At 71.2% G+C, this 23,111-nt stretch carries 18 protein-coding genes and 1 riboswitch; of the genes, 5 read left to right on the forward strand and 13 right to left on the reverse strand.

Annotated elements, in window-relative coordinates:
- Positions 1–36: 36 nt before the first annotated feature.
- Complete coding sequence (locus VFR90_RS13110) at positions 37–951, forward strand: LysR family transcriptional regulator (protein ID WP_326406588.1); 915 nt, start codon at positions 37–39, stop codon at positions 949–951.
- Between the two features lie 41 nt (positions 952–992).
- Here VFR90_RS13110 and VFR90_RS13115 read toward each other — a convergent pair whose 3' ends face one another.
- The 5 genes from VFR90_RS13115 to VFR90_RS13135 all read right to left on the reverse strand — a co-directional run bounded on the left by VFR90_RS13115 (position 993) and on the right by VFR90_RS13135 (position 8,901).
- On the reverse strand, positions 993–2,561 hold the full coding sequence (locus tag VFR90_RS13115) for a diguanylate cyclase domain-containing protein (protein ID WP_326406589.1): 1,569 nt from the start codon (positions 2,559–2,561) through the stop codon (positions 993–995).
- Between the two features lie 28 nt (positions 2,562–2,589).
- Positions 2,590–4,074, reverse strand: coding sequence for an ATPase domain-containing protein (locus tag VFR90_RS13120; RefSeq protein WP_326406590.1), 1,485 nt, complete (start codon positions 4,072–4,074; stop codon positions 2,590–2,592).
- Positions 4,071–4,496, reverse strand: a complete 426-nt coding sequence (locus VFR90_RS13125) for a hypothetical protein (RefSeq protein WP_326406591.1) — start codon at positions 4,494–4,496, stop codon at positions 4,071–4,073. The genes VFR90_RS13120 and VFR90_RS13125 overlap by 4 nt, the downstream gene beginning before the upstream one ends.
- A 369-nt stretch (positions 4,497–4,865) precedes the next feature.
- A complete protein-coding gene (locus VFR90_RS13130; RefSeq protein WP_326406592.1) occupies positions 4,866–7,460 on the reverse strand; it encodes a hybrid sensor histidine kinase/response regulator in 2,595 nt (864 codons plus the stop codon).
- A gap of 55 nt (positions 7,461–7,515) precedes the next feature.
- Positions 7,516–8,901: an MFS transporter gene (locus VFR90_RS13135; RefSeq protein ID WP_326406593.1), complete on the reverse strand. Its 1,386-nt coding sequence runs from the start codon at positions 8,899–8,901 to the stop codon at positions 7,516–7,518.
- A gap of 175 nt (positions 8,902–9,076) precedes the next feature.
- On the opposite strand from VFR90_RS13135, the gene dusA reads away from it, so the two are divergent.
- Together dusA and VFR90_RS13145 are read left to right on the forward strand one after the other, a co-directional pair.
- Complete coding sequence (gene dusA / locus VFR90_RS13140; RefSeq protein ID WP_326406594.1) at positions 9,077–10,027, forward strand: tRNA dihydrouridine(20/20a) synthase DusA; 951 nt, start codon at positions 9,077–9,079, stop codon at positions 10,025–10,027.
- A gap of 12 nt (positions 10,028–10,039) precedes the next feature.
- Positions 10,040–10,402, forward strand: coding sequence for a hypothetical protein (locus VFR90_RS13145; RefSeq protein ID WP_326406595.1), 363 nt, complete (start codon positions 10,040–10,042; stop codon positions 10,400–10,402).
- Between the two features lie 21 nt (positions 10,403–10,423).
- Here VFR90_RS13145 and VFR90_RS13150 read toward each other — a convergent pair whose 3' ends face one another.
- Both VFR90_RS13150 and galE read right to left on the reverse strand, forming a co-directional pair.
- Positions 10,424–11,317, reverse strand: coding sequence for a DMT family transporter (locus VFR90_RS13150; protein WP_326406596.1), 894 nt, complete (start codon positions 11,315–11,317; stop codon positions 10,424–10,426).
- Complete coding sequence (gene galE / locus VFR90_RS13155) at positions 11,317–12,336, reverse strand: UDP-glucose 4-epimerase GalE (RefSeq protein ID WP_326406597.1); 1,020 nt, start codon at positions 12,334–12,336, stop codon at positions 11,317–11,319. The genes VFR90_RS13150 and galE overlap by 1 nt, the downstream gene beginning before the upstream one ends.
- A gap of 344 nt (positions 12,337–12,680) precedes the next feature.
- Between galE and VFR90_RS13160 the strand changes: the two genes are divergently transcribed.
- Complete coding sequence (locus VFR90_RS13160; protein WP_326406598.1) at positions 12,681–14,195, forward strand: hypothetical protein; 1,515 nt, start codon at positions 12,681–12,683, stop codon at positions 14,193–14,195.
- A gap of 446 nt (positions 14,196–14,641) precedes the next feature.
- Positions 14,642–15,877, forward strand: coding sequence for an HD-GYP domain-containing protein (locus VFR90_RS13165; protein WP_326406599.1), 1,236 nt, complete (start codon positions 14,642–14,644; stop codon positions 15,875–15,877).
- Here the strand turns inward: VFR90_RS13165 and VFR90_RS13170 are convergent.
- The 6 genes from VFR90_RS13170 to VFR90_RS13195 all read right to left on the reverse strand — a co-directional run bounded on the left by VFR90_RS13170 (position 15,862) and on the right by VFR90_RS13195 (position 23,051).
- The gene (locus VFR90_RS13170) at positions 15,862–17,433 is read right to left on the reverse strand and encodes a bifunctional hydroxymethylpyrimidine kinase/phosphomethylpyrimidine kinase (RefSeq protein WP_326406600.1); all 1,572 of its coding nucleotides are present in this window, start codon (positions 17,431–17,433) and stop codon (positions 15,862–15,864) included. The two genes, VFR90_RS13165 and VFR90_RS13170, sit on opposite strands and share 16 nt — an antisense overlap.
- Positions 17,430–18,218, reverse strand: coding sequence for a thiazole synthase (locus VFR90_RS13175; protein ID WP_326406601.1), 789 nt, complete (start codon positions 18,216–18,218; stop codon positions 17,430–17,432). Before VFR90_RS13175 ends, VFR90_RS13170 begins: the two co-directional genes overlap by 4 nt.
- 5 nt (positions 18,219–18,223) lie before the next feature.
- Complete coding sequence (thiS, locus tag VFR90_RS13180; protein ID WP_326406602.1) at positions 18,224–18,427, reverse strand: sulfur carrier protein ThiS; 204 nt, start codon at positions 18,425–18,427, stop codon at positions 18,224–18,226.
- The gene (locus tag VFR90_RS13185) at positions 18,420–19,481 is read right to left on the reverse strand and encodes an FAD-dependent oxidoreductase (RefSeq protein ID WP_326406603.1); all 1,062 of its coding nucleotides are present in this window, start codon (positions 19,479–19,481) and stop codon (positions 18,420–18,422) included. The genes thiS and VFR90_RS13185 overlap by 8 nt, the downstream gene beginning before the upstream one ends.
- Positions 19,478–21,286 carry a phosphomethylpyrimidine synthase ThiC gene (gene thiC, locus VFR90_RS13190; RefSeq protein ID WP_326406604.1) on the reverse strand — a complete coding sequence of 603 codons (1,809 nt, stop codon included), beginning with the start codon at positions 21,284–21,286 and terminating at the stop codon, positions 19,478–19,480. Before thiC ends, VFR90_RS13185 begins: the two co-directional genes overlap by 4 nt.
- Before the next feature lie 80 nt (positions 21,287–21,366).
- Positions 21,367–21,467: riboswitch (TPP riboswitch) on the reverse strand.
- Between the two features lie 78 nt (positions 21,468–21,545).
- Complete coding sequence (locus VFR90_RS13195) at positions 21,546–23,051, reverse strand: aldehyde dehydrogenase (RefSeq protein ID WP_326406605.1); 1,506 nt, start codon at positions 23,049–23,051, stop codon at positions 21,546–21,548.
- Positions 23,052–23,111 lie beyond the last annotated feature (60 nt).

Raw genomic sequence — 23,111 nt, forward strand, 5'->3', positions numbered from 1 at the left:
TACATCGCGGGTTAACCCGCGCCAGGGCCCCCGCCGATGCGTTTCAACAAGCTCGATCTCAACCTGCTCGTCGCGCTCGACGCGATGCTCAACGAGGCCAGCATCAGCCGCGCCGCCGAGCGGCTGCACATCAGCCAGTCGGCCACCAGCAATGCGCTGGCGCGCCTGCGCGACTACTTCGGCGACGAGCTGCTCGTGCAGGTGGGCCGGCGCATGGAGCTCACGCCCCGCGCCGAAGTGCTGCGCGAGGCGGTGCGCGACGTGCTCGTGCGCGTGGACACCACCATCGCCGCGCAGCCCGAGTTCGTGCCCGCCGAGGCCGACCGCGAGTTCCGCATCCTCGTCTCCGACTACACGCTGACGATGCTGTGCCCGCACCTCGTCGCGCTGGCGGCCGCCGAAGCCAAGGGCGTGCGGCTGCGGCTTTCGCCGCAGGTGGAGAACCCGCAGCGCGTGCTCGAGCGCGGCGAGGCGGATCTCCTGGTGATCCCGCAGGCCTACTGCTCGCCCGACCACCCGACCGAATCACTCTGGCGCGAGGATTTCGTCTGCGTGGTGTGGAACGGCAGCACGCACGCGCAGCGCACGCTGAGCTTCGAGCGCTACTGCGAAGCCGGCCACGTGGTGATGCAGCCGGGAAACATGTCGCAGCTCAGCTTCGAGACCTGGTTCCTGCAGCGCTTCGGCGTCGCGCGCCGCATCGAAGTCGCGACCCACACCTTCAGCTCGGTGCCCGCGCTCGTCGTCGGCACCGACCGCATCGCGACGATGCACAAGCGGCTCGCGCAGGTGGCGCAGGCCTCGCTGCCGATCAAGCTGATCCCCACGCCGATGCAGGTGCCCGCGATGGAGCAGGCGGTGCAGTGGCACAAGTACAGGACGCAGGATCCGGGGTTGGTTTGGTTGAGGGGGGTGATGAGGAGGGGGGTGGAGAGGATGGAGGGGGCTTAAGCCAAGCAGGAAAAGCGACTCGGTCGACCCGCACGCGAGCGTCAGCGCGGCAGTCGCACGATGAACTCGGACCCCTGGCCGATCCCCGCACTGCGGACCTCGATCGAGCCTTGATGGGCGACGACCAGCTCGCGCACAACCGTCAGCCCGATGCCCAGCCCGGCCGAGCCGCTCGCCAGAGCCTCCGGCGCTCGCAGGAAAGGTTCGAACAAGGTTTGCGTGTCGGAGAAGGAGATGCCGATGCCGTTGTCCGCAACCCGAATGCATACCTCCGCCTCGCTGCCGGTCAAGGTGACTGTGATCCGTCCCTCTGGCGGCGTGTACTTCGAGGCGTTGTCGATCAGGTTGGTGATCACCTGCACCATGCGCAGCGGATCGACCCGGGCGAGTTGCGACGGGGCATCGGTGCTGAACTCGAGGGTTTGCCTGCGCGCTTCGGTCGCAGCCCGGCAGGTGTCAATGGCCTGCTGCAAGAGGTCGACGAAGTCGGCCGGGTGACGGGCGACGTCGAGCTGCGCCCGCTGCGTGGATGACAGCGCGAGCATGTCGTCAACCAGGCGCGCGATCTGGTGGACTTGCCGCTCGATGGTCTGCCTCAGGCGCATCAGCAGCGTCTGCGGATGCGGACCACCCTCGAGCAGGGCAGCAACGTAGCGCAGCGGCGACAGCGGGTTGCGGATCTCGTGCCCCAGCAGCGCCAGATAGGTCTGGTGGCGGGCCAAGGCGCGTTCGGCGGTCTCCTGCAACTCTGCAGCACCGAGCGCGGCCATCACCAGCTGCTCGTTGGCCCCGCGCAGCAGCTCGTTCATCCGACGCTGTTCATCGAGCGCGTGTTCCGCCGTGCTGCGCCGGCGTTGGGGCGCCATCGCTGCTTCTGCCTTGGACGCAGCGTAGAAACAGTAGCCGCCGCCCCGCGCCTTGGCGCCGTACATCGCCGCGTCGGCGCAGTCCAGAAGGGCTTCTTCATCCCGGGCGTCTTCCGGGTAGAGCGCGATCCCGACACTCGCGGTGACGGCCAGCGCCTCGCCGCGCATGGCCAGCGGCTGGGCCACAGCCGCGAGCAGCTTCTCGGAGATGAAACCGGCGTCGACGACGCTGGAAACCTCGGGCACGAGCACGACGAACTCGTCGCCGCCGAAGCGACAGACGGTGTCCGCACCCCGCACGCACTGCAGCAGCCGGGCGGCGATCTCGACCAGCAGCGCGTCGCCCGCCGAGTGACCGAGCCGGTCGTTGATCGACTTGAAGTCGTTCAGATCGATGAACAGCAGCGCCATGCGCAGCTGGTGACGCCGTGCGTGGGCCGTCGCCTGGGCGAAGCGGTCGTCGAACAGCGAGCGGTTGGGCAGACCGGTGAGCGCATCGTGGCAGGCGCTGTGGCTGGCCGCCTCGAAAGCGACCGCGACCGTGTCCGCCTCGCCCTGCGCTTTCAGCATCGCCAGCACGAGCTGCTCATTCGCCTGCAACAGTGGGTCGGACTGAGCGCCGTGAAGCCGCACCTCGGCGTCGACGATGTCGGCGTTCAGCGCCTTGAGGGTGGACCGCGCTTCGGCGATCTCGCGCTGTAGCGCCCGGTTGTGCGCGTCGTCGGCGTCAGGGGACTCGTTCATCGCCGGTTCCCAGAACTGCTGACGCCGATCAGGGCGACGACTGCGCAAGAGGCAGCTGCCGTAGCGCCGCCGGACTCGGTCGCCCGCCGAGCAGGCCGACAAAATCGTCGAGAGGGTCGCCGACGTGCAGTCCCGCCGCGTCGATGGCGTACAGCCGCAACTGGTCGGAATGCGCGCTGCCACGCACCTTCACCACCGCGAGCAGGCGCCGCAACCGGCCGGCGATCTCGATGTAGCGCTGAACGATGATGGCGTCCGTCAGAAACGCGGTGCCGTAGGGGCTGAAGCGCAGGTCGTTGTAGCGGTCCTCCAGCTCCGAGGTCATCAGCACGGTCAGGCCCTCGGTGGTGAGTGCGGCCACCATGCGCGACAGGGACTCGCGAAAGTCCTCCCTGAACGTCGGTGCGACCGACAGCTCGAAGCCTGACAGCGAGTCGATCACCACCCGCTTCGCGCCGATGCGGCGCGACTCGCGCAACAGCAGCAGCAGCACCTCGTCGATCGAAAGGTCGAGCGCCTGGTGCTGCACCACGCCGACCGAGCCCTTGCGGATGAGCTCGGCCAGCACCGGCACGCGTGGCCGCGCGGGGCCGCGCTCGAAGCTTGCGAGCACGCCGGTTTCGCCGTGACGGGCGCCTTCAGCAAGAAAGGCTGCGGCGAGGATGCTTTTGCCCGACCCCGACGGCCCGGCCACGAGCAGCGAATAGCCGTCCGGAAGGCCGCCACCGAGCATCTCGTCGAGGACCGGCACGCCGACCGATAGGCGGTGCAACTCGGCTGGCGCTGCGAACCCGGCAGCAGCCGCCATTGGCGGACGGGCCGGCGGGAAGACCTCCACGCCGTCGCCGCTCATGCGGAAGGTGTGCAGCCCCGGGAGCGTGTGCTGCCCTCGCATCTTCATCACCTCGATCTTGCGCACCATCGAGTTGCGCTTGACGCTCTGACGCAGCCAGACGATGCCGTCGGCCACGGTAGACACCGGGTTGGCCTCGTCATCGAGGTGGTACTCGCCGATCAGAAAGGTGGTGGCTTGCCAGCTCGCCATCTGCACGCCCAGTTCCTGGACGAACTGCTGCAGATGGTTGCCAGTCGCGTCGCCCGCGCGGTCACTCGAGAGGATCACCGAGCGGAAGGAGTCAACGAACACGAACGCCGGCGAATGCGTCGTCACCTCTTCAACGATGCGCGCCAGTACCTTCTGCAGATCGCCGGCCAGCGCCTCTCTTGCAAGACTGACGAAGCGGACCGACCGGTTCACCGCCTCCTCGTCGAAGAAGCTGAACTGCTGCTGGTAGCGCAGCATCTTCAGCGGCGGCTCGCCGAGCACGGTGAAGTAGATCGCCGAGCGCCCGGGGCCGACCATCGCGAACATCATCTGATGCGCGAGCGTCGTCTTCCCGCAGCCCGGCTCGCCTGCGATGAGGTTGAACGACATCTCCGGCAGTCCGCCGCCGAGAACTTCGTCGAGGCCCTTCACGCCGGTGCGCAGGCGGTTGATGGTCAGGTTCGTCATGGAATGGGGTCCTCGTCGGGCGCATCGTCCAAAAGATCGTTCCAGGCCTGGCGCAACAGGCGTTCGGTCAGCGAGGGCCCCACCATGCGGGACAGGAGCTCGTCGAAGGTCAGCAAAAGCTCGGCGCCGAGCTGCGCGGCGGCCGTGGTGGCGTCTTCGGCCTGCAGCACCGCGCGCAGCGGCTCGATCTCGAGACGGCGCTGCACCGGGCCGAGAGCGTGGCGCAGCGCGGGATGGCTGAGCGCACACACGTGAAGGCTGCGGCGGTACATCGCGGCCACGCCTGCCGCGCCGATGATCGGCGCAAGCGCATGGTCGATTCGAGTCCAGGTCTGCACGACGGCATCGGCCACTACATCGACGCCTGCGGAGCTGTCGCGGAGCAGCGCGGCGGCGAGCCGCTGTGTGCGTTCATCGTCCATCGAAGCCAGTACCTGCACCATTCATCGGTGAACCATGGGGCGCCCTTCTCCCGAAGGTTGCCCAGGCTCGTCTCAGGTCTGTCGCCGCGTCGCGTAACTCGCAATCCTGCGGCGGTCCACAGACGGCACCTCCAAGGTGCCCGTCCGCGCTTGCATTGTCCGCCTGTTCTTCAACGAATCATCTTTAAATCTCCCTGCGTAGAGCATGAAGTGACCTACGGTCCCGGGGTCCGGCTGGAGGTGCTTGGGGCGAACGTCCGAGGTCGCCGCTCACGGGGTCTGAAGCGGGCTGATGAAGGCAACGCTGACCGGCGGCCCCTTCAGCGTGCATTCCAGGCGACGGGTTGCGCTTCGCCGCGCGGCGCCCCATCAAGAAAGCTTGGCGGCGTCCGTCTTTGCGGTCACCGGCGCGGCCTGCCGCATCAAGGCCTGCAACCGCGCCAGCTCCACCGGCTTCGTCAGGTGGTGGTCGAAGCCCGCATCGATCGCCGAGCTGCGATCGCCCGCCTGTCCGTACCCCGTGATCGCCACCAGCATCACCGGCTCGGCAGCCTGCTGCCGGCGGATCTCGCGGGCGACTTCGGCGCCGCTGCGGCCCGGCATGTCGAGGTCGAGCAGCGCGATCTGAGGCCGGAAGTCCGCATAGCGGCGCAGCGCCTCCTGGCCTTCGTAGGCGACCTGCACCTCGTGGCCGTCAATGCTCAGCAGCAGCGCCAGGCTGTCGGCGGCGTCGCGGTTGTCGTCGGCGACGAGCACGCGGCACGCCGAGCAGGCCGCGGGGATGGCCGCCAGTACGGGCGGCGCCTCGGCGACGGTGGCGGCCTGCCGCGCCGGCAGCGGCAGACAGGCGGTGAAGGTGCTGCCGCGCCCGAGCCCTTCGCTGTGCGCTTCGAGCCGGCCGCCGTGCAGCTGCATCAGGTTGCGCGCCAGCGCGAGGCCGATGCCGAGCCCGCCCTGCGGGCCGCCTTCGTTCGCCGGCAGCTGCGTGAACATGCCGAAGACGCGCTCGCAGTCGTCGGGGCTCAGGCCCTGGCCGTCGTCGCTCACGTCGATCCGCAGCTCGCCGGCTTCCACGCGCGCGGCCAGCTTCACATGCCCGCCCGGCGGGGTGTACTTGGCCGCGTTGACGAGCAGGTTGCCCAGCACCTGCGCAAGCCGCAGCGGGTCGGCATCGATCAGCACCGGCGCGCCTGGCAGCTCCAGCGCCAGCGCATGCCCGCGCGCATCCAAGAGCGGGCGCGCGGTCTCGACCGCGGTGTCGACGATGCCCTGCAAGCCGGTGCGCACGCGCCGCAGCGGCAGCGTGCCGCGGCTCACGCGCGACACGTCGAGCAGGTCGTCGAGCAGCAGTGCCATGTGCCGCTGCTGCCGTTCGATCACCGCGAGCGAGCTGTCGCGCTGCGCCTCGCTCGCGGCCGGATGGCGCAGCAGGGCGACCGCATGGCGGATCGGCGCGAGCGGGTTGCGCAGCTCGTGCGCGAGCGTCGCGAGGAAGTGGTCCTTGCGGCGGTCGGCGTCCTGCAGCGCCTCGCGCTCCTGGCGGCGCTGGGTGACGTCGGCGAACCAGACGACCAGCGAATCACCGAGCGGCGAGACGATCACATGCAGCCAGCGCGGCGAGCCCGGCTTGCTCGAGCGCGTCTCGAACTCGGTGGGCACGCCTTGCTCGCTCACCCGCACGTAGCGCTCGAAGAAGCCGGGTTCGTCCCAGGCATGCGGCAGCACCTCGCGCACGCGCCGGCCGACCAGCTCTTCGACCGGCCGCGCGATCAACGCAGCCGCCTGCGGATTGGCGTAGGTCCAGGCGAAGTCGATCAAGCGGCCGTCGGCGTCGCGCACCGGCGCGAGGATGGTGAAGGCCACCGCCGACGATTGCAGCGCGACCTCGAAGCGCCGCTGGGTGTCGCGCGCGAGCGAGAGCGCGCGGTCGCGCTCGATCAGCGCGGCGGCCTGCACCGCGCACAGGTCGGCGAGGCGGCGCGCGCGCTCGTCGGGCCCGGCCGGCGCGTCGAGCACCACCAGCACGCCGAGCCGCTGCGTGCGTTCGCGCGCGACGAGCGGCACCGGCTGCGGCGCCGGCCAGCCGAGCGAGCGCGCCAGCGGCTCCAGCGCGGCCTCGCCGGCGTCGCCGAGCGCGCGCAGTCGCTGCAGCTCCTGCGCGTCGAGCCCGCGGTGCGCGGCGATGCGCGAGCGGCCGTCGGCCTCGTCCAGCCACAGCGCGCCGCGGCTCGCGCCGTGGAACGAGCAGGCCGCATCGACGATGACCGCCAGCGCGCCGTCGAGCTCGGGCATCGCGAGCACGCGGCTGCTCAGCGAGTGCAGGCGGTTGAGGTCGTCGAGCTGCTGCCGCAGCTGCGCCTGCGCCGCCTGCAGCTCGGTGACGAGTTGCTTGCGCGCGGTGATGTCGAGCGTCGCGCCGCGCGCGGCTTCGAGCCGGCCGTGCTCGTCCAGGTCGAGCCTGATGCGCGACAGCAGCCAGCGCAGCGAGCCGTCGGGCAGCTCGACGCGCAGCTCGCGCTCGTAGCGCAGCTCGCCGGCGGCGACCTTCTGCTCCAGGGTGCGCCGGCTGTCTTCGACGTGGCCGGCGTCCAGCAGGGCCAGCCAATCCGCCAGCGGCATCGAGCCGTCGTCCATGGGCGGCTGGCCGAGGATCTGGCACAGCGCCGGCGACGCATACGCGGTCTCGGCCTGGTAGTTCAGCTCGAAGAGGCCGACGCCGGTTTCGTCCTGCGCGAGTTTGAGCCTCTGCTCGGCTCGCTCGGCGCGGCCCTGGCGCGAGGACAGCCGCCGCGCCAGCACCACCAGCAGCGCGCCGATGGCGAGGTCGCCGGCGACGATCGCCAGCACCGCGGCCGGCACCGCGGCGTTGCGCAACAGCAGCCATTGCAAAGCCAGCACGGCCGTGGCCGCGGCCAGCAGCGGCAGCCAGGGGATCGCGGGCTTGGCGGGTGGCGGCAGCGGCATGTCGGGCGCTCGGGGACTACAACCGGCGGTTGGTGAAGGCGCGTTCGGTGCGGCTTCAGCCCGCGCTGCCGGGGCGAGCGGGAGCCGTCGGATTCAGCTCGGCATCGCAGCGCGCGTAGGGCCGCAGGCCGCTGGCGAGCATCCACAGGCCCAGCAGCACGGCCGGGGCCGCGGCCATTGCAATCGCCATGCCGAGCCCGGCTTCGCGCGGCAGGACGCGGTCGGCCAGCAGCGCGACGGCCGTCGGCCCGAGCCCGATGCCGAGCAGCCCCGACATCAGCAGGTAGCAGGCGAAAGCCTGGCCGCGCAGACGGTTCGGGAACACGGCCTGGATCGACGTCGGCACCGCGGACTGCGCCAGCGAGATGCCGAACACCATCACCGCGATCAAGCCGAAGCCGAGCGCCGCCGACGGCAACACCGGCCACAGCAGCGCAGGCGCCGACGCGACGGCCATGCCCAGCAGCGCGACGCGCAGCCGCGCGGCCGGCCGCGCGCCGGCCAGCCAGCGGTCGCTCCACGCGCCGCCGCACAGCATGCCGGCCGCGCCGGCCAACGCGACCAGCACGCCCAGCACGACGCCCGAGCGCGACGGCGCGATGCCGTGGCTGCGCTCGAACAGCGCCGGCGCCCAGCCGAGCGCCGCATAGCCGAGGTAGGACAGCACCGAGGGAAACGCGAGCAGCCTTGCGAAGCAGCCGGGGTGCCGGCGCAGGTGCGCGAAGAAGTCCGCGAGCGACGAGGCGTCGGCCGGCGCGACCACCGCGGTGTCGTGCTGCCGCGCGGGTTCGCGCACCGCCAGCATCAGCAGCAGGGCCAGCGGCAACCCCGGCGCCGCGGCGGCGAGGAAGGCGACGCGCCACGCGGCGAGGTCGCCGAAGCCGGCGACGTGCAGGCCCTCGGCCGGAATCGCCGCGAGCAGCCAGCCACCCAGCAGCAGCGAGGCCCCGGAGCCGATCGCCAGCGACACGCCGTAGATCGCCAGCGCCCGGCCGCGCTGGTACGAAGGCACGAGGTCGGCGATCAGCGAATAGGCGGCCGGCGCCAGCACCGCCTCGCCGATGCCCACTCCCACGCGCGCGAGCAGCAGCTCCTCGTAGCTGCGGCCGAAGGCGAACAGCGCGGTCGCGGCGCTCCAGAACAGCAGGCCGGCGAGGATCAGCAGCTTGCGGCTGCTGCGATCCACCCAGCGGCCGAGCGGCAGGCCTGCAAGGGTGAACGACAACGCGAAGGCGTAGCCCTGCAGCAGGCTGAAGGCCGTGTCGGACAGCCCGAACTCGGCGCGCAGCGGCCGCACGAGCAAGGCGGGCAGTTGCCGGTCGAGCTGCGCCATCAGCGTGACGGCGAACAGCACGCCGATCACGACGCCGGCGGTGCCCAGCGAGGGGTAGCCGGCAGCGCGCGGCGGAACGCCAGCTGTCCGGGCGTCGGTCGTGTTCATCGTCGAGGGCAGGGCGCGGGGGAGGGCAGGGCGCGGGGAAGAGACGCCGGAAAAAGAGCGCGTGTTTACCATCGCCACGGCCTTATCGAGCCGAGCCATCCGGTGCGCTGCACCAGCAGGACACCCCGTGCAAGCCGATCCCCACCGAACCCCCTGGCGCCTGAGCGTCGCCCCGATGATGGATTGGACTGACCGGCACTGTCGGTTCTTCCACCGCCTCATCACGCGCCGCACGCGGCTCTACACCGAGATGGTCACGACCGGCGCGTTGATCCACGGCGATCGATCGCGCCATCTCGACTTCGACGCCGCCGAGCACCCGCTCGCGCTGCAGCTCGGCGGCAGCGAGCCGGAGGACCTGGCCGCGTGCGCGAAGCTGGCCGCGGACTGGGGCTACGACGAGGTCAACCTGAACTGCGGCTGCCCGAGCGAGCGGGTGCAACGCGGCGCCTTCGGTGCCTGCCTGATGGCCGAGCCGCAGCTGGTGGCCCGCGGCGTGAAGGCGATGCGCGACGCGGTCGGCATCCCGGTGACGGTGAAGCACCGCATCGGCATCGACACGAACGACGACTACGGCTTCGTGCGCGACTTCGTCGGCACCGTGGCCGAGGCGGGCTGCGAGGTGTTCGTCGTGCATGCGCGCAGCGCCTGGCTGCAGGGCCTGAGCCCGAAGGAGAACCGCGAGATCCCGCCGCTGCGCTACGGCCACGCGCACCGGTTGAAGGCCGACTTCCCGGCGCTGACCATCGTCGTCAACGGCGGCTTGCGCGCGGAGGCCGAGATCGCGCTTCAGCTCGCGCAGGTCGACGGCGTGATGGTCGGCCGCGAGGCCTACCACGCGCCGTGGTCGATGGCGGGCTGGGACGCGCGCTTCTTCGGCGACGCGGCCGGTGCCGTGGAGCGCGAGGCCGTCGAGGCCGCGATGCTTCGCTACATGGAACGCGAGGGCGTGCGCGGCGTGCCGTGGTCGCACATCGCGCGCCACATGCTGGGGCTGTGGAACGGCACGCCGGGCGCGCGGCGCTGGCGGCAGCTGTGGTCGGACCATCGCCTGAAGGGCGAGCGGCCGGCGCGCGTCGCGCAGCTCGCGACCGAGGCGCGGCTCGGCGCCTGCGTCGAAGCCTGAAGGCGCTGCGCGATGGGCTCGCTGATCCCGTCGCCCTTCGTGCCGGCCTTGCCTTTCGCGGCGCTCGTGCCGGTGCTGCTGCTGCTGTTCGTGCCGCCGCTGGCGATCGCGCTGGCGGTGCAGACGCTGTGCTTCGCGCTCGGCTGGCGGCGGCTGCGCGGGCGTTGGGGTGCGGCGCTGTTCAGCTATCCGCTGACGGTGCTGGCCTGCCTGGCGCTGTCGTCGCCGTTGATCGTCTGGGGCCCGCGCCTGCTGCTCGCGCGCGAGCTGCCGATCGCGGGGCGGATGCTGCCGGTGTTGCCGGCGGCTTTCGTCGCGGCAGCGGTGGTGGTGCCGCTGGTCGTGGCCTGGGTGCTGCGGCGTCCGCGGCCCTGACTGCGCCGGCGCGGCCCGCGGCTAGCGGCGCCGCACGCCGGTCGCGAGCACCACGCCCAGCAGCGCCAGAGCGAAGGCGGCCGCCTGCACCGCGCCGAGCCGCTCGCCGAGCAGGCCGACGCCGACCGCCGCCGCGCTGATCGGCAGCCACACGGTGTAGACGCCGGCCGACGAGGCCGGCACCTGCCGCAGCCCCGTCATCCACAGCCACACCGTCCAGATGCTCGCGGCGAGCGCATAGAACACGAGCAGCAGCCACATCGAAGGCGCGACCGTCTGGAACTCGAAGCTCGCGGCCTGCCATGCGCCGAGCGGCGTCACCAGCGCGAGGCCCCAGAGGTTGACGATCGCGCTGATGCGCTTCGGGCTCACGCTCGCGGTCAGCTTCTTGCCGATGACGACGTAGACCGCCTCGCACACCAGCGCACCGAGCAGCAGCACCGGTCCGAGCCAGGAGCTCGACGCCCCCTGCGCCTCGCGCGCCACCGAGGCCGACGCGAGCGCGATGCCGCCGACCGCGCACGCCACGCCGGCCAGCACCCGCGGTGCGGGCCGCTCGCGCAGCAGCCACCACGACAGCAGCGCCACCACCGCCGGCAGCGCCGCGAGCACCACGCCGGCCGCCAGCGCCGAGCTGTGACGCACGCCGTACAGCATGCAGATCGAGAACAGGAAGTTGCCGAAGAAGGACTCGAGGAACAGCAGCCGCCGGTCGCGCGGCGTGAGCGGCGCCTCGTGCGCGCCCTGCTTCAGCCAGTGCGCCATCGCCACCGCGGCGATGCCGAAGCGCAGCCACGCGAGCAGGAAGACCGGCAGCACCGCGACCAGCAGCTTCGACAGCCCGACATAGCTGCCGACCAGCGCCATGCTCGCCGCGAGGCAGGCATAGGCCCACCACGGCGCGCGCTGCTCCATCAATCGGCGAGCGTCGCGCGGTAGGACTGCCAGCGCCAGGCGTCGGCGCACATCTGCTCGACGCTGCGCTTCGTCTGCCAGCCGAGCAGCTGCCTCGCCAGCGAAGGGTCGGCCCAGTAGGCCGCCACGTCGCCGGCGCGCCGGCCGACGATGCGGTGGGGCACCGGCTTGCCGCTCGCGTCCGAGAAGGCCTTGACCAGCTGGAGCACCGACACCGGCCGCCCGCTGCCGAGGTTCACCGTCAGCAGGCCGGGCGCGCCGTCTTCGAGCCGGTCGAGGTACGCGAGCGCGGCGACGTGGCCTTCGGCGAGGTCCATCACGTGGATGTAGTCGCGCATGCCGGTGCCGTCGACCGTCGGGTAGTCGCCTCCGAAGACCTGCAGCTCGGGCCGGATGCCGACGGCGACCTGCGCGACGTAGGGCATCAGGTTGTTCGGGATGCCCGAAGGGTCCTCGCCGATCAGGCCGCTCTCGTGCGCGCCGACCGGGTTGAAGTAGCGCAGCCGCGCGCAGCGCCAGCGGGGGTCGGCGGTGCAGAGGTCGGCCAGCATCTGCTCGACCATCGCCTTGCTCCAGCCGTAGGGGCTCTCGGGATGCCAGGGCGCGTCTTCGGGGATCGGCGAGGTTTCCGGGTCGCCGTAGACGGTGGCCGACGACGAGAACACCAGCTTGCGCACGCCGGCGCGCTCCATCGCCTCGATCAGCTTGACCGTGCCGGCGACGTTGTTCTCGTAGTAGGCGAGCGGCTTCGCGACACTTTCGCCGACGGCCTTCAGCGCCGCGAAGTGGACGGCGGCCTCGATGCGGTGCGCGGCGAACACGCGGTCCATCAGCGCCGCGTCGCGGATGTCGCCTTCGACAAACGCGGGCGGCTTGCCGACGATCCGCGCCAGCCGGTCGAGCACCGAGCGCTGGCTGTTGCCGAGGTTGTCGACGATCAGGAAATCGCGGCCCGCCGCCGCGAGCGCCGCCGCAGTGTGCGAGCCGATGAAGCCGGTGCCGCCGGTGATGAGGATCATGAGGTGGTTGCTTTGCTCTGAAGCGAAGAGGTGAAGAAGGGCGGCGCAGGACGCCCAAGGCGCGCGCATGGCCGGCAAATTGTGCCAACCGCCCGGCCATGGCATTCGACGGTCCGCGAGCCGCCGACCGTCTTCGCCCGGCCGGCCTTGGGTTCGCACCAAGGCGCTGGCAAGAGCGAGCCCCGGGTCACCATCAATGCTCGTTTCTCGGTGGCTCGGCCATGCCCAGTTCGATCTCGCCCCTTTCCCAATCTCGTCTGGCGGCCTCTTCGGACGCCTCGGCCGATTCGCCGCCGCCGGCGCCCAAGCCATCGGCCCGGTCCCAACGGTCGGAGCATCCCGCGTTGAAGCGCCGCCTGCCGAAGCCGGCCGGTCATGACGAAGCGCCGGACGGCGACGCTCGACGTCTCGCATTGCCGCGTGCTCTCAAGGGCCTGACGATCGCGGCCGGCCTCGTCACGGCTTCGCTTTCCGCCAGCCGCGCGATGGGCAGTTCGGCGGTTCCCTTCGGCGCCGACGCCGCGGCTTTGCCGGACCTCAACGGCGCCTTCGTGCCGGACCACGGCGCGAGCGGATCGGTGCAAGGAGGGCCCTCGGATTCCTTGCTCGCAACCCCGTCCTGGGCATCGGGCAAGGTCGGAAGCCCGAAGGTGCTGGTCGCTGTCGAGGCCTCATCGACCCTCGACGAGCGGCAACTGGAAGCGAGCCACATCGTCTTCGGAGCGGTCCGATCCAAGCTGGACCGGTTGATGACCCATTTGCCCCCGCGAAAGCGTCAACCAATGGTCGCCGCATTGACCCGTGGCGACGCGTCGACGATTTATGCGGACTCGACGAGCTATGCAAGCCTGGCCCGGCAGGCCAAGCAGGTCGAAGGCGATCCTGGCAAGTCGGCGATTTTTTTCGACCGCTCGAACCATCGGGTGGTGATCGACGCCAGCCGTTTCTTCGATCCCAGCGGCGAGCGGATCAGCGAAAAGGGCTGGCGTGGCCTGACCAGCCTTCTGGCGCAGCCCCGGTTGACCAGCATCGCTGAAGCGACCAACACCTTGCTTCGCGTCGAAGGCAAGCACCCGCCGCAAATCGCCCGTGAGTTTCAGAACGCTGCGGCCGGCGTGGTGCGTCATCTGCTCGATCCTGAAGCTGCGAAGCTCAGCAAGACATCCAGCGAGATGATCCGGCAGGTCGGTGCCGACGTCATTGCGCACGCCTTCCTTGCCGGCTCCGACAAGAGCATCCGCAAGACTGCGCTGGCATTCTCCGCGGTGAAATACGCCGAAAAGATCGAGAAGACCCTGGGCAAATACCTGCCCGACGGGCCCGCCGGCTTCAAGAGCATCAAAGAATTCGTCTATTCGTCACGAGCGGAATTCAAACCAACGGGACATGACGTGGACGGCAAGTATGACCTGCTGCGCCGGCAGCTCTGGGTGAACACCGAGCAACCTAGAGCCGATGAATCGCTTCTGCACGAACTTCTCCATTCGTATGAATCGAGAACCTCGATGATGTTGATTCACGACGAACTTTCGGAAGCCGCGCGGCATTTGCCGCATCTGCGCGATTTCGATGTGCCGACACTTTTCAGCGAGGGCTTCACCGTCGTGATGGGTGATCGCATCGCCAAGACGAAGGCGGTGTACACCGATGACTATGACGAGTACGGACGCATCTTCGCGAAGCATCTCGAAAAGCATGGTGACGACAAGATGTTGACCTTCATGCTCAATCCGCACGCCCTCCTCGACCCCGACGCCCCTGCGGATTACCTCCAAAAAGGCATTGCGGTCGAACTCGACGAGGTGATCGCAGCAATGAAGTCGGATCGCGACGCGCCGACGCGCCATACCGAGCTTTGACGCATGGCCGGCCCGCCGGGGGCCGAGGTTTCGAGCACGGAAGGTGTCGCGACGGCCGGCGATGCGGCGAAGCCCCGCGGTGGCGAATGCCGCGCCGGGCATGCGCCGTCCGGAGCAGGCCGGGGTCGGCCGGAGCTTCGAGAGCGAGCCTGACGTCGCACTGCCCCGTCGCAGGCTGCGCGCCGAGGCGATGACGCGGCAGCGGCCACTCGGCCAAGGCTGCCGCGGCGCTTTCGGGGATCGCCACGGGCATGCACCGCAGAGCGGGCGGCCGCGCGTCCGGATTGCGGTGCGCGCCCGTCCGACCGACCTGCGGCCGGCCCGCGTTGCCTGTTCGGAGCGTGCCGACTTCGATCGGCCGCGCTGTGCTTCGCCGCGCAGGGAGCGCCGCGCGCTACCTTGGTGCACGCTGTCGAGGCGCACCTGCAGTGCCGCCTCGACTTCTCATGAACCTCATTCCTCTTGGCAGTGGTGGCGCGGCGCAGCGGGTCGACCCGCTGCGCCGGGCAGCGCCCGGCGACCAAGCGCGGCCCGCCACGCGCGCCGAGGGGCCGCTGCCGCAGCGCACCGCGATGGCTTCGGGCCCCGCGGGCCCGCGCGCCTCGCCCAGCCGCGAGATCCTGCTGCCTTCGGCGGAAGTGCCGATGGCCGGGTCGCTTGCCCGCGCCCATGCCGAGGCGCGGACCGCACTGACGCAGGTGGAGGTCTTGTTCGAAAAGGCGGCGCACGGCGAGCCTCTCCCGCTGGCGCTGGCCGAGGCAACCGTGAGCGGCTTGCTCGCGTCGCTAGAGGGCGACGAGGCCTGTCTGCCGAGCATCGTCAGGCTGAAAGCGCACCGCGACTACGCGTGCATGCACTCGGTGGCCGTCTGTGTGCTGATGGCCTGCCTCGCTCGCGAGATGCGGCTCGACGAAAAACAGCGACGCGAAGCCGCGCTCGCGGGGTTGCTTCACGACATCGGCAAGGCCTTCTTGCCGGCACACGTCTTCGCCAAGCCGGGCCGGCTGACGGAAGATGAATTCGCCGTCGTCCGCCGCCATCCCGAGCTGGGCTTCGACGCGCTCGAGGCCACCGCCGGCCTGAGCACGGGCGTCAGGAGCGTCGCGCGCCACCACCACGAGCGACCCGACGGCCGCGGCTATCCGGATCGCCTCGACGGCCCTCGGATCTCCTTGCTGGCGAGGATGGGCGCCGTCTGCGACGTCTACGACGCCGTCACTTCGAACCGCCCCTACAAGGACGGCTGGGATCCGGTGGCCGCGATGCGGGCCATGGCGACGTGGACGCAAGACGGCCAGTTCGACGCGTGCGTGATGCAGGCGTTCAAGCGCCTGATGGGCGACCACCCCATCGGCTCGCTCGTGCGCCTGCGTTCCGAGCGACTGGGCGTCGTGAATGCGTCGGCGGGCGGCGCAAGCCGGCGCGGCCAGCCATCGCCCCTGTCGGTCACGGCGTTCTACTGCCTGCGTACGGGGCAACCCATGCCTCCCGAGATCGTCGAGATCCGCCCGGGCGCGTCCGCCGAGGCGATCGTGAGCGCGGAATCGAACGCCACCTGGCGGTTTCGCCGCCTCGACGAACTGTGGGCCGGCGACGTCGCGGCCGGACTGCATCCGGTGCACACGCCTTTCGGCGGCTTGCCATTGAAGAGCCCCAGGCCGGCCTCTCAGCTGCTGGCCTGAGCACGCGGAAGGCTGGGCACCGGCCACGACGGAGCAGGGATCGGCTCGGCCGCGCGGCCCTCGTGCCATGCCGCGGCGAAGCAAGGCACGCTGCTCGACGGATCCACGTTGATCGCGCGCACCAGGCACACGCCTGCCGCGCCGCAGCGCGCCGCCAGTGCCGCTTGAGCCGGCGCCAGCACGCCGCCGATGGCGACCACCGGCACCCCGGCCGCACGCACCCACCAGCCCAGGTTGCCCAGGCCTTGCCTGTGCCAGGGCATGGCCTTCGTCGTCGTCGGCCACACCGGGCCGCAGGCGACGTAATCAGGCTGCAAGGCGAGGGCGCGGCACAGCTCCCACAGGCTGTGCGAGCTGATGCCCAGCCGCAGTCCCGCATGCCGCGCAGCAGCGAGCGCGCGGCGCTGTGCAGCGTCGAGCGCCAGCAGGTCTTCCTGGCCCAGATGCACCGCGTCGGCGCCGAGCTCGATGGCCAGCGCCCAGTGATCGTTGACGACGAGCCGTGCGCCCGCGGCGCGGGTCGCGACGCGCGCGCGGACGATCGCCGTGCGCAAGGCCTGCGCGTCGTTCGGTGCCTTGATCCGCAACTGAACCGTGCGCACGCCCGCCCGCACGACGCGTTCGGCTGCTTCGGCGCTGTCGACGATCGCGTACAGGCCCGGCTCGAAGCGGCTTGCAAGCCTTGCCCCTGCCTCGACGGTCGCTTCGATCGGCGCCGCATCAAGCGACAGCCGCGGCAGGCGGCCCAAGATGAAGCCGGCCTCCGCGCGCACTGCGCCGGCGCCCGCGCCCAACGGTTCGCCGCGCCGCACGGCATGCTGCGCGGCCATCTTCGCGATCACGGCGGCATCGGCATCGACGAAGCCGCGTGCCGCGGCGGCAGCCCATGCGCTGGCGAAGCTGCAACCGCTGCCGTGGGTGTGCGCCGTGGCGACGCGCTCGGCGGCGAGCCAGCCGCGGGCCTGCGCCGTCACAAGCCAGTCGAGGGCTTCGGCCGCTTCGGGCTCCTCGATGTCGCCGCCGGTGATGCACACGCTTGCAGCCCCCATCGCTTGCAGCGCACGCGCAAGCGCGGGCAGGTCCGCGGGGCCCGCGACCGGGCCGGCGAGCCGGGTCGCTTCGGCGCGATTCGGCGTGATCGCGCTGGCGCGCGGCACCAGGTGCGCGCGGTAGGCGGCGATCAGCGCTTCGTCGGCGAAGGCCGCGCCGGTGGATGCGCGCAGCACCGGGTCGACGATCACGGGCAAGGCCGGGTCGCGCTCGCGCAGTCGGTCGATGCAGCGCGCGAGCACGGCCACGTTCTCCACGCTGCCGAGCAGGCCGGTCTTGACGGCGGCCGGCGGCAGATCGCTTGCGAGCGCGGTGAGCTGCGCTTCGAGCATCGCCGGCTCGACCGCCTGCACGCGCTCGACCGCGACGCTGTTCTGCGCCGTCAGCGCCGCGGCCACCGGGCACAGGTGCACGCCGCAGGCCTCGGCCATGCGCTGGTCGGCGCCGAGGCCGGCGCCCCCGCCGCTGTCGAGGCCGGCGACGCTCCAGACGATCGGCGGCTTCATCCGACGACGAACGGGCGCCCGCCGACCGGCGTGCTCGCCACCGCGAAAGCCTGCGGCGCGATCAACCCGGCCTCGTAGCCCGCGCGGCCGCCTTCGACCGCGCGCGCGAACGCAGCCGCCATGCGCACCGGATCGCCCGCCTGTGCGACCGCGGAATTGACGAGCACGCCGTCGCATCCCAGCTCCAGCGCCTGGGCCGCATGCGAAGGCGCGCCGAGTCCGGCATCGACGATCAGTGGCACGCCGGGCAGGCGCGCACGCAGCGTGCGCAGCGCCCAGGGGTTCAGCAGGCCCTGGCCGGAGCCGATGGGTGCGCCCCAGGGCATCAGCACGCGGCAGCCGACGTCGATCAGGCGCTGGCAGCTGACCAGATCGTCGGTGCAGTAGGGAAAGACGTCGAAGCCGTCGTGGGCGAGCTTCGTCGCGGCGGCGAGCAGCTCCCAGGGGTCGGGCTGCAGCGTGTGCTCGTCGCCGACGACCTCGAGCTTGATCCAGCGCGTGCCGTGCAGCTCGCGCGCCATGTGCGCGAGCGCGATCGCCTCGCGCGCGGTGCGGCAGCCGGCGGTGTTGGGCAGCAGCCGCGCGCCGCTGGCCTGCACGATGCGCACGAACGCGTCGGCGTCGCCGCCGTGGCCGAGGTGCAGGCGCCTGAGGCCCAGCGTGACGACCTGCGCGCCGGAAGCGGCGATCGCATCGCGCAGCACCTGCGGCGACGGGTAGCCGGCGCTGCCGAGCAGGAAGCGGCTGGCGAGCGGCGTGTCGTAGACGGTCCATGCGTCGCGCATGCGGGTCAACCTCCGACGATGGTGGCGAAGACGGCGACCGCGTCGCCCGGCGCGAGCAGCGTCGCGGCGCGGCGCTCGCGCGCGACGAAGTCGCCGTTGAGGGCCGTCGCGACGCGGCCCGCCTCGATGCCGAGCGCATCGAGCGCCTGCGCGAGGTCCAGGCCTTCGCGCCAGGGCACGGCGCGGTCGTTGATGCGCACCTCATCCATCGCCGATCGCCTCCAGCGCGTCGTCCACCAGTGCCGGCGCGACCAGCCAGCCGTGGCGGAACAGGCCGTTGATGCGCAGCAGGCCGCACTCGGCATGCACGCGCGGTGCGTTGTCGGGCAGGGCGGGGCGCAGGTTGGTTTCCATGTGGACGACGCGCGCCTCGGCCAGCTCGGGCAGCACGCTGTGCGCCGCCGCCATCAGCTCCAGCGCGGTGCGCAGGCTCACCGGCGAGCGGTCCTCGCTTTCGATCTCGCTCGCGCCGACGACGACGATGTCGCCCGGCCGCGGCACGAGGTAGACGCGCAGGCGCGGATGCACGAGCCGCAGCGGCCGGCCCAGCGGCACGCCAGGGGCGTGCAGCCAGAGCAGTTCGCCGCGCACCGCGCGCAAGGGCAGCGCGTCGCGCGCGCCGAGGCCGCGCGTGTCGATCGCGAGATCGAAGCGCAGCCGTTCGCCGTTCACGATCAGCGCGCCGGGCTCGACCGCCTCGGCCCGCCGGTTCCAGTGCCAGCGCACGGAAGGGGCCGCGGCGCACAGCGCTTCGAGCAGCTCGCGCGGCAGCAGCTGCCCCTCGCCCGGGAGGTGCCATGCGTGCAGGCGCGGCGAGAGCGCGGGTTCGAGGGCGGCGAGTTCGTCGGCCGAAAGGCGCTGCGGCCGAAGCGCCGGTGCCAGCGCAGCCGCGCCCGCCTGCACGCGCCCGAGCACGCGCTGCTCGGTGCCCGCATCGCCGGGGTGCGCGACGAAGAGGCTGCCGTTCATGCGCAGCAGCGCGGGCGCCTGCAGGGCCGAAGCGATCTCGCGCCAGCGTGCGAGCGAGCGCCAGCCGAGTCCGGCGATCCCGGGCGCCGCGTGCTCCAGCTCGCCCAGCGGGCTCAGCATGCCGGCCGCGGTGAAAGCGGCGGCATGCGGCGGCGCGCCTGGCCCGATGCGGCCGACTGCCGGCGCCCGCGCATCCGCGGCCGGATCGAAGGCCTGCACCGCATGCCCCGCGTTCGCGAGCCGCCACGCGAGAAGCCGGCCCAGCAGGCCGGCGCCGGCGATGCCGACCCTCACCGCGGAGCCCGGTCTTCGGCGATCGGGATGGCGGCGCGCACGTCCTGCGTGATCTTCATCGAGCAGAACTTCGGGCCGCACATGCTGCAGAAGTGCGCTTCCTTCGACGCGTCCTTGGGCAGCGTCTCGTCGTGGAAGTCGCGTGCGGTGTCGGGGTCGAGCGCGAGCGCGAACTGGTCGCGCCAGCGGAATTCGAAGCGCGCGCGGCTCATCGCGTCGTCGTGCGCGCGGGCGCCGGGGTGGCCCTTGGCCACGTCGGCCGCGTGCGCGGCGATCTTGTAGGCGACGATGCCTTGCTTCACGTCGTCGCGATCGGGCAGGCCGAGGTGCTCCTTCGGCGTCACGTAGCAGAGCATCGCGGTGCCCATCCAGCCGATCATCGCGGCGCCGATCGCGCTGGCGATGTGGTCGTAGCCCGGGGCGATGTCGATCGTCAGCGGCCCCAGCGTGTAGAACGGCGCTTCGTGGCAGTGCTTCAACTGCTCATCCATGTTGGCCTGGATCAGGTGCATGGGCACGTGGCCCGGGCCTTCGATCATGGTCTGCACGTCGTGCTTCCACGCCACCTGCGTGAGTTCGCCGAGCGTGCGCAGCTCGGCGAACTGGGCCTCGTCGTTCGCGTCGGCGCCGCTGCCGGGGCGCAGGCCGTCGCCGAGTGAGAAGCTCACGTCGTAGGCCCGCATGATTTCGCAGATCTCCTCGAAGTGCGTGTAGAGGAAGTTTTCCTTGTGATGCGTGATGCACCACTTCGCGAGGATCGAGCCCCCGCGCGAAACGATGCCGGTGCGCCGCTTCGTCGTGAGGTGGATGAACGCCAGGCGCAGGCCCGCGTGGATGGTGAAGTAGTCGACGCCTTGCTCGGCCTGCTCGACGAGCGTGTCGCGAAAGATCGCCCACGTCAGGTCTTCGGCGACGCCGCCCACCTTCTCCAGCGCCTGGTAGATCGGCACCGTGCCGATGGGCACCGGCGAGTTGCGCACGATCCAGTCGCGCGTGGTGTGGATGTTCCTGCCGGTGGACAAGTCCATCACCGTGTCCGCGCCCCAGCGGATAGCCCAGACGAGCTTCTCGACCTCTTCCTCGATGCTCGACGTGAGCGCCGAGTTGCCGATGTTCGCGTTGATCTTCACGCGAAAGTTGCGGCCGATCGCCATCGGCTCGACCTCGGGATGGTTGATGTTCGCGGGCAGGATCGCGCGGCCGCGTGCGATCTCGTCGCGCACGAACTCGGGCGTGATCGTCTCAGGGATGCGCGCGCCGCGCGGGTCGCCGCGCAGGCGGGCTTCGCGTTCGGCGTCGCCGAGGTACTCGCGCATCCATTCGCGCCGGCCGTTTTCGCGGATCGCGACGAACTCCATCTCGGGCGTGACGATGCCGCGGCGGGCGTAGTGCATCTGCGTGACGTTGCCACTGCGGTTGCCGCCGGCCGTGGCGCGGCGCGGCGTGCGCTGCAGCCCACCGGCTTCGGAGCGCAGCGCGTCGATGCGGTCGCCGCCGTCGATGCGGCGCTGACCGTCGTCGATCGCCTGGCGTTCGCGGCCGGCGTAGGCCTCGGTGTCGCCGCGGGCTTCGATCCACGCGGCGCGCAGTGCAGGCAGGCCCGAGCGCACGTCGATCGCGATGCGCGGATCGGTATAGGGGCCGGAGGTGTCGTAGACGGTGATGCGCTCACCGTTCGTCAACGCGATCTCACGCATCGGCACCGCGACGCCGGCCTGCGCGCCGGCCACGTGGACCTTGCTCGATGCGGGGAAGGGCTCGCGCGTCAAGGCGAGCAGCGGCTCGAAGGTGTCGGGTGCGTTCATCGCGGTGCGCTCCTGGAGGCTGGACCAAAAGCTCCGGAGGACCGCTGCGCCGGGATGCCTGCGGCCCATGAGGCCGCAGCACTGCGTAGCGAGGCTCTTCTTTCGCCGGTACGAACCGGATCAAGTTCTCGGGTTCGGCCTGGTCAGGCCGTCTCAGCGCGTGGCACCCCGGAGCGAGCGGCGAGTGTAGGGGCCGCGCCGCCCGTCGAACGCGGGCACCGACCGATCGCTTGCGCGGCGCATCGGTCCGTGATCGGCCTCACTGCGCGTCGACGCGCAGCCAGGTCGTCTTCAGCTCGGTGTACTTGTCGAAGGCGTGCAGGCTCTTGTCGCGGCCGTTGCCGCTTTGCTTGTAGCCGCCGAAGGGCACGGTGAGGTCGTCCTCGTCGTACTGGTTGACGTGCACGGTGCCGGCGCGCAGCGCGCGCGCGACGCGGTGCGCGCGGTCGATCTGGCTCGACCACACGCTGGCCTGCAGGCCGTAGGTGGAGTCGTTCGCCAGGCGGATCGCCTCGGCTTCGTTGTCGAAGCGGATCACCGAGACGACCGGGCCGAAGATCTCTTCGCGGGCGATCTTCATGTCGTTGCGCACGCCGTCGAAGACGGTCGGCTCGACGTAGTAGCCGCCGCTGTCGGCACGCGCCTGCGTGCCGCCGGCGAGCACCGTCGCGCCTTCTTCGCGGCCCGCGTCGATGTAGCCCAGTACCGTGCCCAACTGGCCTTCGTCGACGAGCGCGCCCATCGTCGTCTTCGCATCGAGCGGATCGGCCGGCCGGTACTTCGACGCCTCCGCCGCGACGCGCCGGGCGAAGTCGTCGGCGATGCTCGCGTGCACCAGCAGCCGCGAAGGCGCGTTGCAGCTCTCGCCCTGGTTGAAGAACATGCTGCCGGCGAGCGTCTTGGCGCAGCGCTCGAGGTCCTTGAAGTCGGGGAAGACGACGAAGGCGCTCTTGCCGCCGAGCTCGTTGTAGACGCGCTTGAGGTTGCTGCGGCTCGCGTACTCGAGCATCTTGCGGCCCACGCGCGTCGAGCCGGTGAAGCCGATCGCATCGACATCGCTGTGCAGCGCGAGCGCCTCGCCGGCCTCGTGCCCATAGCCGGGCACCACGTTGAACACGCCGGGCGGCAGGCCGGCTTCGAGCGCGAGCTCGGCGAGCCGCAAGGCCGTGTACGGGCTTTTCTCGCTGGGCTTGAGCACCACCGAGTTACCGGCCGCGAGCGCGGGCCCGAGCTTCCACGCGGCCATGATCATCGGGTAGTTCCAGGGGACGATCGCGCCGATCACGCCCATCGGCTCGCGCTGGATCAGGGCGAGCGCGCTCGGCGCCGTCGGCGCGATCTCGTCGTAGATCTTGTCGACGGCTTCGGCGTACCAGGCGATGCAGCGCGCGGCGGAGGGCCCGTCCACCGCGAGGGCGTGCTGGATCGGCTTGCCCATGTCGAGCGTCTCGAGCAGCGCGAGCTCGTCCTTGGCCGCGAGGATCCGGTCGGCGAAGGCGAGCAGCGTGCGCTTGCGCTGCGCGGGCGCGCGCTTCGCCCAGCGGCCGTCGTCGAACGCAGCGCGCGCGGCGGCGACCGCGGCGTCGATGTCGGCGGCCTGGCCGCGCGCGACGGGGCCGAGCGCGCGGCCGTCGATCGGCGAGCGCTTGTCGAAGGTCTGGCCGTCGCGCGCGGCGCGGCGTTCACCGCCGATGAAGGCGCGGCCGTCGAAGCGGGCCGAGGCGGCGCGGGCGCGCCAGTCGATGCTGGTGGAGGAGGTGGCCATGGCGAGGAAGGCGCCCGGTGGGCGCCGCGTGAGGCAGGAAGAGGGAGCCAGTGTGGGCGG

Source organism: Methylibium sp. (genome assembly GCF_035762065.1).
Taxonomy (GTDB): Bacteria; Pseudomonadota; Gammaproteobacteria; order Burkholderiales; family Burkholderiaceae_C; genus Methylibium.

What these genes read in the sequence shown, in the direction of transcription:
- VFR90_RS13150 (WP_326406596.1), bottom strand. Translation starts at nt 11,317, where the DNA reads ATGGAGCAGCGCGCGCCGTGGTGGGCCTATGCCTGCCTCGCGGCGAGC.
- VFR90_RS13135 (WP_326406593.1), bottom strand. Translation starts at nt 8,901, where the DNA reads ATGAACACGACCGACGCCCGGACAGCTGGCGTTCCGCCGCGCGCTGCC.
- galE (WP_326406597.1), bottom strand. Translation starts at nt 12,336, where the DNA reads ATGATCCTCATCACCGGCGGCACCGGCTTCATCGGCTCGCACACTGCG.
- VFR90_RS13170 (WP_326406600.1), bottom strand. Translation starts at nt 17,433, where the DNA reads ATGAAGCCGCCGATCGTCTGGAGCGTCGCCGGCCTCGACAGCGGCGGG.
- VFR90_RS13120 (WP_326406590.1), bottom strand. Translation starts at nt 4,074, where the DNA reads ATGACGAACCTGACCATCAACCGCCTGCGCACCGGCGTGAAGGGCCTC.
- thiS (WP_326406602.1), bottom strand. Translation starts at nt 18,427, where the DNA reads ATGGATGAGGTGCGCATCAACGACCGCGCCGTGCCCTGGCGCGAAGGC.
- VFR90_RS13165 (WP_326406599.1), top strand. Translation starts at nt 14,642, where the DNA reads ATGAACCTCATTCCTCTTGGCAGTGGTGGCGCGGCGCAGCGGGTCGAC.
- VFR90_RS13195 (WP_326406605.1), bottom strand. Translation starts at nt 23,051, where the DNA reads ATGGCCACCTCCTCCACCAGCATCGACTGGCGCGCCCGCGCCGCCTCG.
- VFR90_RS13110 (WP_326406588.1), top strand. Translation starts at nt 37, where the DNA reads ATGCGTTTCAACAAGCTCGATCTCAACCTGCTCGTCGCGCTCGACGCG.
- VFR90_RS13125 (WP_326406591.1), bottom strand. Translation starts at nt 4,496, where the DNA reads ATGGACGATGAACGCACACAGCGGCTCGCCGCCGCGCTGCTCCGCGAC.
- VFR90_RS13115 (WP_326406589.1), bottom strand. Translation starts at nt 2,561, where the DNA reads ATGAACGAGTCCCCTGACGCCGACGACGCGCACAACCGGGCGCTACAG.
- VFR90_RS13130 (WP_326406592.1), bottom strand. Translation starts at nt 7,460, where the DNA reads ATGCCGCTGCCGCCACCCGCCAAGCCCGCGATCCCCTGGCTGCCGCTG.
- VFR90_RS13175 (WP_326406601.1), bottom strand. Translation starts at nt 18,218, where the DNA reads ATGCGCGACGCATGGACCGTCTACGACACGCCGCTCGCCAGCCGCTTC.
- thiC (WP_326406604.1), bottom strand. Translation starts at nt 21,286, where the DNA reads ATGAACGCACCCGACACCTTCGAGCCGCTGCTCGCCTTGACGCGCGAG.
- VFR90_RS13145 (WP_326406595.1), top strand. Translation starts at nt 10,040, where the DNA reads ATGGGCTCGCTGATCCCGTCGCCCTTCGTGCCGGCCTTGCCTTTCGCG.
- dusA (WP_326406594.1), top strand. Translation starts at nt 9,077, where the DNA reads ATGATGGATTGGACTGACCGGCACTGTCGGTTCTTCCACCGCCTCATC.